Origin of the sequence: Microbacterium sp., assembly GCF_031179285.1 — a bacterium.
GTDB lineage: Bacteria > Actinomycetota > Actinomycetes > Actinomycetales > Microbacteriaceae > Microbacterium.
The window spans coordinates 32,831-45,417 of the sequence record NZ_JAPSHY010000024.1; the positions used below are offsets into that span (position 1 = coordinate 32,831).

The 12,587-nt window shown below is 69.2% G+C and carries 12 protein-coding genes; 8 read left to right on the forward strand and 4 right to left on the reverse strand.

Annotation, left to right across the window (positions count from 1 at the left end; translation table 11 throughout):
* Positions 1-214 precede the first annotated feature (214 nt).
* The 5 genes from RIN18_RS13655 to RIN18_RS13675 all read left to right on the forward strand — a co-directional run bounded on the left by RIN18_RS13655 (position 215) and on the right by RIN18_RS13675 (position 6,169).
* Entirely contained in the window at positions 215-1,264 is a 1,050-nt protein-coding gene (locus RIN18_RS13655) for a LacI family DNA-binding transcriptional regulator (RefSeq protein ID WP_309104530.1), read from the forward strand.
* A 31-nt stretch (positions 1,265-1,295) separates the two neighbouring features.
* Positions 1,296-2,507, forward strand: coding sequence for a methyltransferase (locus RIN18_RS13660; RefSeq protein ID WP_309104531.1), 1,212 nt, complete (start codon positions 1,296-1,298; stop codon positions 2,505-2,507).
* A 328-nt stretch (positions 2,508-2,835) separates the two neighbouring features.
* A complete protein-coding gene (locus RIN18_RS13665; RefSeq protein WP_309104532.1) occupies positions 2,836-4,140 on the forward strand; it encodes a glycine betaine/L-proline ABC transporter ATP-binding protein in 1,305 nt (434 codons plus the stop codon).
* Positions 4,140-5,135, forward strand: a complete 996-nt coding sequence (locus RIN18_RS13670) for a proline/glycine betaine ABC transporter permease (RefSeq protein WP_309104533.1) — start codon at positions 4,140-4,142, stop codon at positions 5,133-5,135. The genes RIN18_RS13665 and RIN18_RS13670 overlap by 1 nt, the downstream gene beginning before the upstream one ends.
* A gap of 110 nt (positions 5,136-5,245) precedes the next feature.
* Positions 5,246-6,169, forward strand: coding sequence for a glycine betaine ABC transporter substrate-binding protein (locus RIN18_RS13675; RefSeq protein WP_309104534.1), 924 nt, complete (start codon positions 5,246-5,248; stop codon positions 6,167-6,169).
* Here RIN18_RS13675 and RIN18_RS13680 read toward each other — a convergent pair whose 3' ends face one another.
* Together RIN18_RS13680 and RIN18_RS13685 are read right to left on the reverse strand one after the other, a co-directional pair.
* A complete protein-coding gene (locus RIN18_RS13680; RefSeq protein ID WP_309104535.1) occupies positions 6,170-6,682 on the reverse strand; it encodes a rhodanese-like domain-containing protein in 513 nt (170 codons plus the stop codon).
* The gene (locus RIN18_RS13685) at positions 6,675-7,397 is read right to left on the reverse strand and encodes a helix-turn-helix transcriptional regulator (protein WP_309104536.1); all 723 of its coding nucleotides are present in this window, start codon (positions 7,395-7,397) and stop codon (positions 6,675-6,677) included. Before RIN18_RS13685 ends, RIN18_RS13680 begins: the two co-directional genes overlap by 8 nt.
* A gap of 149 nt (positions 7,398-7,546) precedes the next feature.
* On the opposite strand from RIN18_RS13685, the gene RIN18_RS13690 reads away from it, so the two are divergent.
* The gene (locus RIN18_RS13690) at positions 7,547-8,899 is read left to right on the forward strand and encodes an MFS transporter (protein WP_309104537.1); all 1,353 of its coding nucleotides are present in this window, start codon (positions 7,547-7,549) and stop codon (positions 8,897-8,899) included.
* Between the two features lie 292 nt (positions 8,900-9,191).
* Here RIN18_RS13690 and RIN18_RS13695 read toward each other — a convergent pair whose 3' ends face one another.
* On the reverse strand, positions 9,192-9,794 hold the full coding sequence (locus RIN18_RS13695; protein WP_309104538.1) for a bifunctional 4-hydroxy-2-oxoglutarate aldolase/2-dehydro-3-deoxy-phosphogluconate aldolase: 603 nt from the start codon (positions 9,792-9,794) through the stop codon (positions 9,192-9,194).
* Positions 9,795-9,807: 13 nt separating this feature from the next.
* Entirely contained in the window at positions 9,808-10,767 is a 960-nt protein-coding gene (locus RIN18_RS13700; RefSeq protein ID WP_309104539.1) for a sugar kinase, read from the reverse strand.
* A gap of 74 nt (positions 10,768-10,841) precedes the next feature.
* Here RIN18_RS13700 and RIN18_RS13705 point away from each other — a divergent pair, with 74 nt between their 5' ends.
* Positions 10,842-12,086, forward strand: a complete 1,245-nt coding sequence (locus RIN18_RS13705; protein ID WP_309104540.1) for an alanine racemase — start codon at positions 10,842-10,844, stop codon at positions 12,084-12,086.
* An 8-nt stretch (positions 12,087-12,094) separates the two neighbouring features.
* Positions 12,095-12,587, forward strand: a 493-nt coding sequence (locus RIN18_RS13710; protein WP_309104541.1) for an amidohydrolase family protein, incomplete at its 3' end; no start/stop codon positions are given.

Consider the following 12,587-nt stretch of genomic DNA (forward strand, 5'->3'; position numbering starts at 1 on the left):
GGATCCTCGTGATGAGCGTCGACGCGAAGCGCTGATCCTTCGCTCGAGGCGAGATGCCGCTCGGCGTCGAGCGATGCTACGCACGAGAGTCCGCGAGGCTCTCGCGGGTGCACTTCACCGTGCAGCGTCGGCGATCGAGCCCCCGCGGCCCTGTGATCCCGTTCCCGAACGCGCATAGGGACAGTCGGGCAGAATGATCACGGAGGTGCATGTCATGGCGCGCGTGACGCTGCAGACCATAGCCGAGCAGGTCGGCGTCAGTCGCATGACGGTTTCCAACGCCTTCTCGCGCCCGGATCAGCTGTCCGCCGAGCTGCGCACCAAGATCCTCGACGCCGCCGAAGCGCTGGGCTATGCCGGGCCCGACCCTGCCGCCAGGGCTCTGGTCTCCGGGCGCACCGGAGTCGTCGGGATGGTACTCACCAACTCACCCCGCGATGCGTTCACCGATGACGTCGCCGTCGGCTTCGTCCGCGCGGTCGCCGGCTCGCTCGCCGACGCGGGCTACTCGCTCGTGCTGCTGCATTCCTCGTCGCACGACGGGGTCGATCCGGCGCGGAACGTGGCGATGGACGGCGCGATCATGTACTCCTGTACTCCGCGGACGCAGGCGGTGACGGCTCTGCGAGAGCGCCGACTGCCGATCGTGACCGTCGAGGGGGCGGCGATCGACGGGGCCCCGCGGGTCGACATCGACAACCACAGCGGCGCCTACGCGGCCGCGAAGCACCTCATCGACCTGGGGCACTCCGACATCGCGCTCATCGTGGCGATGGTGGATGCCGATGACGAGCCGCCGTCTGATGAAGCGCTGGCGCCGGCCCCGGTCACCACGGCCGAGCGACTTCGCGGATGGATGCGAGCGACCGACGAAGCCGGCATCGTGCCGCGGATCGTGGGAACGCCCGGCCGCTTCGTCGACGACGTTCTGCGCGCGCGCATCAGCACGATGCTGGAGGATCCCCCGACCGCCGTGCTGGCGTTCTCCGATCTCGCCGCCCTCGAAGTGATGGAGCAGGCGAAACAACGTGGAATCGACGTGCCGGGCCGGCTGTCGATCGTGGGGTTCGACGACAGCCCGCTCTCCAGGCGGGTGTCGCCGGCGCTCACCACGGTCCGGCAAGACATCGATGCGAAGGGTGAAGCAGCCGCGAGCATGCTCCTCGCGCTGCTGCGCGATGAGAGTGCGCCTGCCATGCCGCCGCTTCCCACCGAGCTCGTCGTGAGAGATTCCACGGGCCCGGTGTCGCCGATGCGCGCGTGAGACGAGTCCGGCCGGCACGTACAGTGGGCTGGTGCCGCCGTTCCCGTACCACCGCCTGAGACGCCGGCCTGACGTCGAGTCCCCGGAGCTCCAGGCGTGGGACGCCACGGACGTGCTGCTCGTCGACCGGGCTCTCGCGCTCGCCCCGTCGCAGGCGCCCGACGGCACGAAGATCGCCGTCATCGGCGACGCTTACGGGGCGATCTCGCTGGCATTGACGGATGCCGGCTATGCCGGCATCCGCGTGCATCAAGACCTCGCCACCGGTCGCCGCGCCCTCGCTCGCAATGCGCAGGAGCTCTCACTCGAGGGTTTCCGCTCGCACGAGCTCGATGAGTCACTGCTCGCGGGCGCTCGGCTCGTGCTCGTGCAGCTGCCGAAGTCGCTCGCCGAGCTCGAGGAGATCGCGGACGCCGTGGCCCGCTGGGCTGCCGGTGACGTCGTGGTCGTCGCGGGCGGGCGCGTGAAGCACATGACGCTCGCGCAGAACGACGTGCTCGAGCGCTTCTTCAGTCAGGTGCAGGCCGAGCGGGCGGAGCGGAAGTCACGGCTCATCGTCGCTTCAGGCCCGCGCCCTGTCCCGCCGGAGACGCCGTTTCCGGTGTCGACGCAGCACGACGGATTCACCCTCGTCGCGCACGGCGGCGTCTTCGCGGGCGCACGCCTCGACATCGGCACCAGGGTGCTGCTCGAGGTGCTCGGGCTCGACGGTTCACAACTCCTCAAGAATCGGCAGGCGGCGGGCGAATCGGGCGCCGGTGGGGCCGACGGTGCCGATTCCGGAGGAGTTGTGCGCACCGACCCGGGCGCCGACCTCGTCGTCGACCTCGGCTGTGGCAGCGGTGCGCTCGCTGTCGCGTACGCTCTCGCCCACCCGGACGCCCGGGTCGTCGCCACCGACCGGTCGGCCGCGGCCGTGGCGTCGGCGAGGGCGACGGTCGCCGCGAACGGGCTGACTGACCGGATCACCGTCACGCATGACGACGCCGGTTCCGAGCTTCCGGACGGCTGCGCCGCCACCGTGCTGCTCAACCCGCCGTTCCACCTCGGCACCAGCATCCACACCGCCGCCGCCACCCGTCTGTTCGAGGCCGCGGCACGACTCCTTCGCCCGGGCGGAGAGCTCTGGACGGTGTACAACTCCTCGCTCGCCTACAAGAGCACGCTCACCCGCATCGTCGGTCCGACCGAGCAGGTGCATCGCACCCCGAAGTTCACCGTGACGCGCAGCGTCCGCCGCTGACACAGATCAGGCAAGAGGCGGGCAATCCCCCGTTCACGCGGCGAATCTCGCGCATGTCGCAGGGTGAGGATTTGCCCCTGATCTGGCATTTCGTTACGTTGGATTGCGGGCCGTGTGGCCCGAAGACCAGTCCGCGGCCGCGTCCTTCTCTCGATTCAGCTGTACTCCGAAGAGGCGTGGACGTACGGTCGATGTTCTGTGCAGAGGATCCGAAATCCTCTGCCCGCGCCATGTGCAGCCACGTTCGAAACGGCCATGTGAACATCACCCGGGCGTGACCGAAGCCAGCTCCCGAGACCCGAAGAATCGGTGAGCTGCCGGGGGAAACGTGTCCGAAACCGCACTTGTTGCGCGCAGTCTGTACAAGGTGTTCGGAAGGAATCCGAGCAACGCCGTCCGTCGATTGAAAGCCGGAGAGACCCGCTCCGACGTGGTCGACTCCGGAACCGCCGCCGTCATCGATGCGAGTTTCACCGTGAACCGCGGTGAGATCTTCGTGATCATGGGGCTGTCCGGGTCGGGCAAGTCGACCATCATCCGAATGCTGAACGGCCTGCACGATGCGACCTCCGGCACGGTCACGATCGGCGGCGACTCGATCACGGGCATCCCCGCGGCTCGTCTGCGCGACATCCGCCGCGACAGGGTGTCGATGGTCTTCCAGCACTTCGCGCTGCTGCCGCACCGAACGGTCGCGGCGAATGTCGCGTATCCGCTCGAGCTGAAGGGCACGCCGAAGTCGGAGCGCCTCGCCAAGGCCGCGGAGATCCTCGCGCTCGTCGGTCTCGACAGCCAGGGGGACAAACTGCCCTCCGAGCTCTCCGGCGGCATGCAGCAGCGCGTCGGCATCGCCCGCGCGCTCGCTGCCGACACCGACATCCTGCTCATGGACGAGGCGTTCAGCGCCCTCGACCCGCTGATCCGCCGCGAGATGCAGGAGCAGCTGCTCGAGCTGCAGCAGAAGTTGCAGAAGACCATCGTCTTCATCACTCACGACCTCAACGAGGCGATGTTCCTCGGCGACCGGATCGCCGTGATGCGCGACGGCCGCATCGTTCAGATCGGCACGCCTGAAGACATCCTCACCGACCCCGCCAACGACTACGTCGAGCAGTTCGTGCAGGACGTGGACCGCGCCCGCGTGCTGACCGCGGGCAACGTGATGGAGCGTCCGCGCCCTGTCGTCGCCGAGGGGGCGGGTCCGCGCACGGCCCTTCGTCAGATGCGGGATGCCTATATGTCGGCGACCTATGTCGTCGGCCGCGACCGAAAACTCGTCGGCATCGTCACCGACAGGGATGCCGTGAAGCTCGTGCGCACGGGCGTCTCGACCTTGCGCGACATCATCAAGCCCGTTCCGCAGAGCGTGAGCGAGGACGAGGTCCTGATGAACCTGTTCGTGCCCGCCGTCGAATCACCGCTGCCGCTGGCAGTGACCGACGCCGAGGGCCGGCTGGCCGGTGTCATCCCGCGGGTGACCCTGCTCGCGGCTCTGGGGCCGGGACCGAATGCGACGGGCGAGCTGACGTTGCCACTCCTGCCGATGCCGCAGGCCGAGGTCGACGCCGTGCTGAACGACGGCTGGACTGCCGAACCGCCGGCATCGGCCGCGACGGCCGAGGGGGTGCACTGATGGACGGTTTCCGCATCCCCCTCGGCAGCTGGGTCGCCACCGGCGTCGACTGGGTGAGAGACAATCTCGACGGGTTGCTCGACGGCATCTCGTTCGGCGTGGCCTTCCTCGTCGACGGCCTTACCCGCGCTCTCCTCACGCCGCACTTCGCCGTGATCATCGCCGTCGCAGCACTCATCGCCTGGCTCGTGCGGTCGTGGCAGCTGGCGATCGTCACCGTGATCTCCTTCGGGTTGATCGTGGCGATGAACCTCTGGGTGCCGGCGATGCAGACCCTCGCGCTCGTCCTCGTCGCCGCGGTCATCGCCGTGGTCATCGCGATACCGCTCGGCATCTGGTCATCGCGCAACGCGACCGTCAGCGCCGTCCTGAGGCCCGTCCTCGACTTCATGCAGACGATGCCGGCGTTCGTGTACCTGATCCCGGCGATCGTGTTCTTCAGCATCGGCGTCGTGCCGGGCGTCGTGGCCACGGTCATCTTCGCCCTGCCCCCGGGTGTGCGACTGACCGAACTCGGCATCCGCGGCGTCGACTCCGAGACGGTCGAGGCCGGCCAGGCGTTCGGAGCGAAGCCGGGGCAGATCCTACGCGGCATCCAACTGCCGCTCGCGATGCCGACGATCCTCGCCGGCGTCAACCAGGTCATCATGCTCGCGCTGTCGATGGCGGTCATCGCCGGTATCGCCGGAGCCGACGGTCTCGGAAAGCTCGTCGTCGAGGCGATCTCGACCATCAATATCGCCAAAGGCGTGGAGGCGGGACTCGGCGTCGTGCTCATCGCGGTGTTCCTCGACCGTGTGACGGCGGCGCTCGGCACGCCGGGCCAGAACCGCTCCTCGCTGTCGGCGCTGCTCACGCGGCAGCGCTCCCGGCGAGAGCCCTGGCGGGAACCGGCATCCGAAGCCGGAGTCGATGCGTCGCAGGACGCCGTCGACGAGGCCGAACGCTCGAAGGCCGCACCGCGTCGCGCGCCCGTCGGTGGTGGCGTGCACTGACCCTCCCTCCGCGGGATCTCGTCGTCACCCCCCCGGGATCGGGACGGTGTCGGAGAGGCCCCGCAGCACCACTCACACAGATACACACATACGGAACAAGAGAGATCATCATGAAGAAGAAGTTCTTGACCATCGCGGCGATCGGCGCCGCAGCATCCCTCGCTCTCGCCGGATGCAGCGGCGACGGCATGGGCGGCACCGGAGGCGACTCCGGCGACGACGCGGGTTCAGGTTCGGCGGACAAGGGCACGATCACCCTGGGCTTCCTCCCCTCCTGGACCGACGGCCTCAGCACGGCGTACCTGTTGCAGGACCAGCTCGAGAAGATCGGCTACACCGTCGAGATGAAGACGCTGACCGAGGCGGGTCCGCTCTACACCGGCCTCGCTCAGGGCGACGTCGACATCTATCCGTCGGCATGGCCGGAACTCACGCACAAGTCGTACATGGACGAGTACGGCGACGACATCGAAGACCTCGGGGCGTACTACGAGAACGCCAAGCTGACGATTGCGGTTCCGGAGTACTCCGACATCGATTCGATAGAGGACCTCGCCGGCAAGGGCGCGCAGTTCGACGGCAAGATCTACGGCATCGAGCCCGGTGCCGGCCTTACCGCGCAGACGCAGAAGATGATGCCCGCGTACGGCCTCGACGGCGAGTTCGAGCTTGTCACCTCGTCGACGGCGGCGATGCTCACCGAACTGAAGTCCGCGACCGAGGCCCAAGAGGAGATCGTCGTGACGCTGTGGCGTCCGTTCTGGGCGAACGATGCTTTCCCGCTGAAGGACCTCGAAGACCCTCAGGGTGCGATGGGTGAGGCCGAAGGCCTGCACTTCCTCGGCACGAAGGGCTTCGCCGAGGAGAACCCCGACGCGGCGGAGCTCATCGAGAAGATCAAGCTCGACGACGCCCAGTACGGCGCACTCGAGGACCTCGTGGTCAACGAGTACGGCGAGGGCAAGGAAGCCGAGGCTGTCGACGCCTGGCTCGACGAGCACGGCGCCAACTTCGACTGGGTCGTCACCGAGTAATCACGCAGGGCTTCGCCCGGATGCCGCGGACGCCGCAGCATCCGGGCGATGTGATTCGCCGCTGGACTCGGCGCCGTGCGTCTCGGCGGTGACCAGCGGGTCGGGTGTCGGGTGCGTGGTCACGTCACCCTTTTCGATGGCGAAGCCGTTGCGCACCCAGTACTCGTAGCCGCCCAACAGCTCGCGGGTGTCGAGACCGCCCGCGAGCAGCTCGCGGGCCGCAACCGTCGCGCCGTTGCATCCGGGTCCCCACCCGTAGACGATGAGCGTGCGGTCGCGAGGGAGCTCTGCGATCCGGGCATCCCGCGTCTCTTTCGGCAGGTGCAGGGCTCCGGCGATATGACCGTGATCCCACGACTCCCGGCGCCGCGTGTCGACGAGCACAGCCTCGCCGGCTGCGACGGCCGCCGCCGCGGCGACCACGTCGATCTCGAAGGCGAGGCGCGCGTCGACATGCGCGAGCCGGGCGGCGATCGACGCCGACGGTTCGGTGCCCGCCTCGGCCTCAGCCACGGCTGCGGGCCTCGTCGAGGTACGAGTATGCGGTGACCCGTGAGATGTTCAGGCGCTTCGCGATCGTCGGAATCGACTTGCGCATCTGGGTCACGCCGCGCTGATCGAGCTTGTCGAGCACGAGGATCCGGTCGTCGCGGGTCATCTGAGCGACCGGGCGGCCGATCTCAGCGATCGCCTCCGCGATGATCTGATCCATCACCGACTCCATGTCGGTGCCGAAGTGCTCCTGCGGAGCATCGCCCTGCGTGGCGGGCGCGGGCAGCAGCGCCTCGAGCATGTTGCGGGCCTGCTGAAGCGGACTGAGGTCCACGTTGATGCAGAACGACGCGATGATGTCACCGGCGGCGTTGTGGAAGTACACCGACGAGCAGCGCAGCTCACGGCCGTCGCTGGTCACGCCGCGATACCCGAACGCGTCGTGATCCTTCTGCCGGTCCTTCATCACATCGAGGCCGAGGTTGGTGGACGGGCCGCCTACCGCGCGCCCGGTGACGTGCCCGTTCTCGATCGCCATGATCGTGTGCCCCAGGTCGACGTCGGCGCCGTCGAGATTGTGCAGCACGACCTCGACGGAGGGCCCTGCGGCCGTGGCGAGCGCTCGCATGACCGGCCGGTACAGCCGCAGGATCTCTTCGGCGCTCTCGTACGTCTGGCGTGCTGAATCCTGTGCCAGCGCCCTCGCCGCTTCTTTCATCGCCGTCTGTGTCGTCATCGTCCACCTACAAACTGTTCAGCTTTACAAAAAATCTTCTGTCTAGACATTCTGTCCGTTTCTCGGCTATCTTAGCGTCGACCGTACGTCCCGTCGAGGGTGACAACCTCAACCCGAATCCTCACCTTCGCAGAGCAAGGAGGCTCCCCATGGCCACAGTCGCCACGCGCAGCTTGACGCCCAAACAGCGCAGGACCGTCGCCGGTGGTGCGATCGGCACGCTGATCGAGTACTACGACTACTACCTGTACGGTCTGGCCTCGGCCGCCGTCTTCCCCGCCGTGTTCTTCTCGACCGAAGACCCGGTGATCGCCCAGCTGTCGTCGTTCGCGACCTTCGCCGTCGGATTCTTCCTGCGGCCCGTTGGCGGCATCGTCTGGGGCATGATCGGCGACCGCGTCGGCCGCAGGGTCGTGCTGATCAGCACCGTGGTCGGCATGGGCCTCGCCACGACCGGCATCGGCCTCATTCCGCCCGACGCCATGATCGGGATCGCAGCGCCCCTGCTGCTGCTCTTCTTCCGGCTCTGCCAGGGCTTCTTCGTCGGCGGGGAGATGGGGGGAGCGGCGACCATGGTCGTCGAGGCGGCTCCGATCGGCAAGAAGGGCCTGTACGGCGCCTTCCTGATCAGCGGTGCCGGCATCGCCAACGTCGTCTCCGGCGGTCTGATGGCCAGCCTCGGGCTGACCCCTGGCACCTGGTTCATCGAGTGGGGCTGGCGCATCCCGTTCGTGTTCTCGATCGTGCTCGCGATCGCCGCGGTGATCCTTCGCCGCCACCTCGAGGAGTCGGAGGAGTTCACCGAGACGCAGACTCTGCTGATCGCGGCCACCGGAAAGAAGCACAACCCGCTCGTCGAGGCGTTCCGTCACCCGAAGAACACCATCCTCGGCATCCTGATCGGCCTGCCGCAGTCGATCGCGGGCTACATCGTGCTCACCTACGGCCTGAGCTTCATGGTCTCGAACAAGAGCCTTCCGGCCTGGATGGGCTTCGCCGGCACCATGATCGTGGGTCTCCTGCAGATCGTCGTCGCGCCGCTGTGGGGCCATATCTCCGACCGCATCGGCCGCCGCACGGTCTACATCATCGGATGCCTCGGCTTCGCCGCCATGGTGTACCCCGCGTTCGCGCTGTTCAGCACCGGGAACATGTGGCTCATCTGGCTCGGTCAGATCCTCGGGTTCGTGGTGTTCGGCGTGGCCATGCAGGCGACTCTCGCCACGATGCTCGCCGAGATGTTCGACCCTGAGGCCCGCACGACCGGCGTCAACATCGGGTACCAGATCTCCAACACGCTGGGCGGCGGCCTCGCCCCGTTCATCTGCGTGGCTCTGGTCGCGGCTGCAGGCGGGGCGTTCTGGCCCGTGGTCGTCTACGCCGCGGTGATCGCGATCGTGGGCGTCATCGCCACCATGATGGCGTCCGTCCGCCCCGACGTGGAGGGGGCGGGTCGCCTCCACGCCCTCGCCGTCACGCCGCGGGTGCCGGTCGGTTCCTGACACCCTGGTGCGTCGAAAGTACATGATGTCGCCGAGTGCACGGCCCCTTCACGCGAAAGGGCGGTGCACTCGGCGACGTGTCGTGCTCTCGACGCTGCGATTGGCGCGGGCGACGGCAACGCCGCAAGCACGGAGAAGCGGCGCCCCCCCGCCCCGGGGGGGGGCGGCGGGGGGGGGGGAGGGGGGCCGCGGGGGCGGCGCCGCCCGCGCGCGCCCCGCGTCCTGCGCCGGCAACACCCCACGCACGGACCGGCGCCCCCCCCCTGCGGGGGGGGGCGCCGCTTCGGGGCGCTCAGGCGAGCAGCTGGGCCAGCGCCGCCAGCTGCGACTCGTCTTCGAGCGCCGAACCGACGGCGACCACGCGCACTCCGGCGTCGAGGTACGAGCGGGCGTTGCCCGAGTCCATTCCTCCGGTGGCGACGAAGCGGGCCTGCGGGAACGGGCCGCGCATCGCCGGGAACCAGCCGGTGCCGAGCAGCGATGCGGGGAATGCCTTGAGCCAGGTGAGTCCCTCGCCGAGTGCGCGCTGCACCTCGGTAGCGGTGGAGACACCGGGGAGGGCGGGGAGGCCGGCCTCGTGCGAGGCGCGCACCACGTCGATGTCGAGTCCGGGGCTGACCGTGAACGCGGCGCCGGCGTCGGCGGCCTGGCGCACGTGCTCGAGCGTCACGACGGTGCCGGCGCCGACCGTCAGGCCGCGCGCGCGGCCCGCCTCGGCCACCGCCCGCAGCGCCTCGACATCGGTCGGTGTCTGCACGGGGATCTCGACGGCGGTGATGCCGAGATCCCAGGCGCGGGTCGCGGTGGCGAGCGAGCGCTCGACCCCCATTCCACGCAGGATCGCCATCAGCGGGACCCCCTGGAAGATGTCTTCGAAGACGGAGTTGTCGGTCATGTTCGATCGCCTTTCAGGCTCGGTCGGGGGTGTCGTCGGTGGGGGTCTCGTGTGCCTCGTCGGCAGGGGTCTCGTCAGGCAGCAGGTCGCCGGTCGACTGCAGCACGAGGTGCGCGCGTCGATGGCCGGCGAGCAGGCGCCCCTCGGCGCCGGCGCCCTCGAGGCGAGCAGCCAGGTATCCGGCGGCGAACGCGTCGCCGGCGCCGACCGCCTCGACGACCTCGGTCTTGATCGCGGGCGCGAAGGTGCGCACGTCGGCACCGCCCCGTCGCTCGTACTCGGTGGCGCCGATGTCGCCGTCCTTGACGACGAGCAGAGCGGGCTCGGGGAGGAGTGCCCGCACCGCATCGGCGTCGGCGGTTCCCCAGAGGCCCTCGGCCTCGTCCAGCCCGACGAAGACGAGATCGGCGCGGCGGGCCAGGGCGAGGAGGGTCGCCGCGGCCGCTCCCGGTTGCCAGAGCGCAGGGCGATGGTTGACGTCGAAGCTCAGGATGCCGCCGTCTTCGGTCACGCGATCGATGGCGGCGTCGACGAGCGCGGCGCAGGTACTCGAGAGTGCGGGAGTGATGCCCGACACGTGCACCACGTCGGCCTGCTCGAGCGGCACGGCGGCGATCGACTGCGGGGTCATCGCCGACGCCGCAGAACCGCGCCGGTAGTAGAGCACGCCGCGGCCGGGGTCTTTGAAGTACACCCCGGTCGGCGCGTGCGGATCGGTGGTCACCCAGCCGACGTCGACACCGTGCGAGGCGACTCCCTCGCGCACGCGCTCGCCGAGCGCGTCGTCTCCGACGGCGCTGACCCAGGCGGTCGGGATGCCGAGCTGCGCTGCGTGGATGGCGACGTTCGACTCGGCGCCGCCGATGAGCAGCCGCACCTCCCGCGTCGTGGCGAGGGGCTCGGGCCGAGCGGGTGCGATGAGGGCCATCGTCTCGCCGATGGTGATCAGGCGTGGTGCGGATGTATCGGCCATGGTTACCATGATGAGGCGGCGTGTGCACAGATCACAATCCGCGTTGCACTATATGCACAGCGAGGAGACGATCGATGAGCGATGAGTTGCTGACGGCGCGCGACAAGGGCATCCCTGAGAGGGCGATCGGTATGACGGCATCCGCCTTCCTCGCCACGGAGCCGCGCCTCGACGAATTCTGGACGCCCCTGATCGTGCTCGATGACGCCGCGATGCGCGCCAACGTCGCCACGATGGCCGGCTGGTGCGCCGAGCACAACCTCGAGATCATGCCGCACGGCAAGACGACGATGGCCCCGACGCTGTGGCAGCGCCAGCTCGACGCCGGCGCCCTCGGCATCACGCTCGCCACCATGGGTCAGGTGCGCACCGGCCGCGACCTCGGACTCGACTCGATCATGCTCGCGAACGCGGCGGTCGACCCGCGCTCTCTCGCCTGGCTCGCCGGCGAACTCGCGGATCCTGCCTTCCGGTTCGTGTGCTGGGCGGACTCGCTCGCCACCGTCGATGCGATGGAGCACGGCCTGCGGGCGGTCGGCGTGCCCCGCCCGGTCGACGTGTGCGTCGAGCTCGGCGCCGAGGGCGGCCGCACCGGCGCTCGCTCGATCGCCGAAGCGGTGCAGATCGCCGAGCGTCTCGCCGATTCGGACGTGCTGCGACTGGCGGGTGTTGCCGGATACGAGGGGAGCCTCGCGCACGACCGCTCCGCGCCCGGCCTCGACGCCGTCCGCTCCTACCTCGAGGCGCAGCTCGAGCTGCACCGCGCCATCGCCCCGCTGTACGACGACGGCGAGATCTACGTCACCGCGGGCGGCAGCGCCTACTTCGAGATCGTCGCAGACGTGTGGTCGGGCGCGGAGCGCGACGGCCGCACCCGCTTCATCCTGCGCTCCGGCGCCTACATCGTGCACGACGACGGGTTCTATCGCGGCATCTCTCCGTTCGACGGGGGCGGCACCGGCGAGGGCCCGCGGTTCGTCAACGCGATGCACGGCATCGCGAGAGTCGTCTCCCGCCCCGAATCGGCGCTCGCGCTGGTGGACGCGGGAAAGCGCGACCTGCCCTATGACGAGGGGCTGCCGATCCCGCGCGCTGCGGCCGATGAGCTCATCGGTCCCTGGCATCCGGTCGAGGCGACGGTCTCGGCGATGAACGATCAGCACTCCTACGTGCGGTCGGCCGAACCGCTCGCCCTGGGTTCGGTGGTGCGCTTCGGCCTGTCCCACCCGTGCACCGCGTTCGACAAGTGGCGGGTGCTGCCGGTCGTCGACTCGATCGAGTCGGGCGTCGTCGTCGATCTGATCCGCACCTGGTTCTGAGGAGCAGCATGTCCGGTCGCACAGTTCTCCGGGGAGGGTCCGTCGTCACCCCCGACGGCGTCCTCGCCGCGGATGTCGCCATCGACGGCGATGTCATCACCGAGGTCGGCGAGGTCGCGGCGCGGCATGACGACCGCGTCGTCGACGCGGTCGGCCGCCTGGTGCTCCCCGGGTTCATCGACGCGCATTCGCACGTCGACGGCATGCTGCAGGATCCCGAGGTCACCAGGGCGCTGCTGCGCCAGGGGGTCACGACCGTCATCGGCGGGCAGGATGGCGTGTCGTACGCGCCGGGCGACGGCGCCTACGCCAGCGCGTACTTCGCCGCGATCAACGGCCCGCATCCGACCTACGCGGGCGGCGGGATCGCCGCGCTGCTGGATGCCGTCGACGGCGCCTCTGCGCTGAATGCCGGCTACCTGGTGCCCGCCGGTACCGTGCGCTTCGAGGTGTGCGGACGCCGGAGTGCTGCGGCGTCGCCCGCCGAGTGCGAGGCCATGG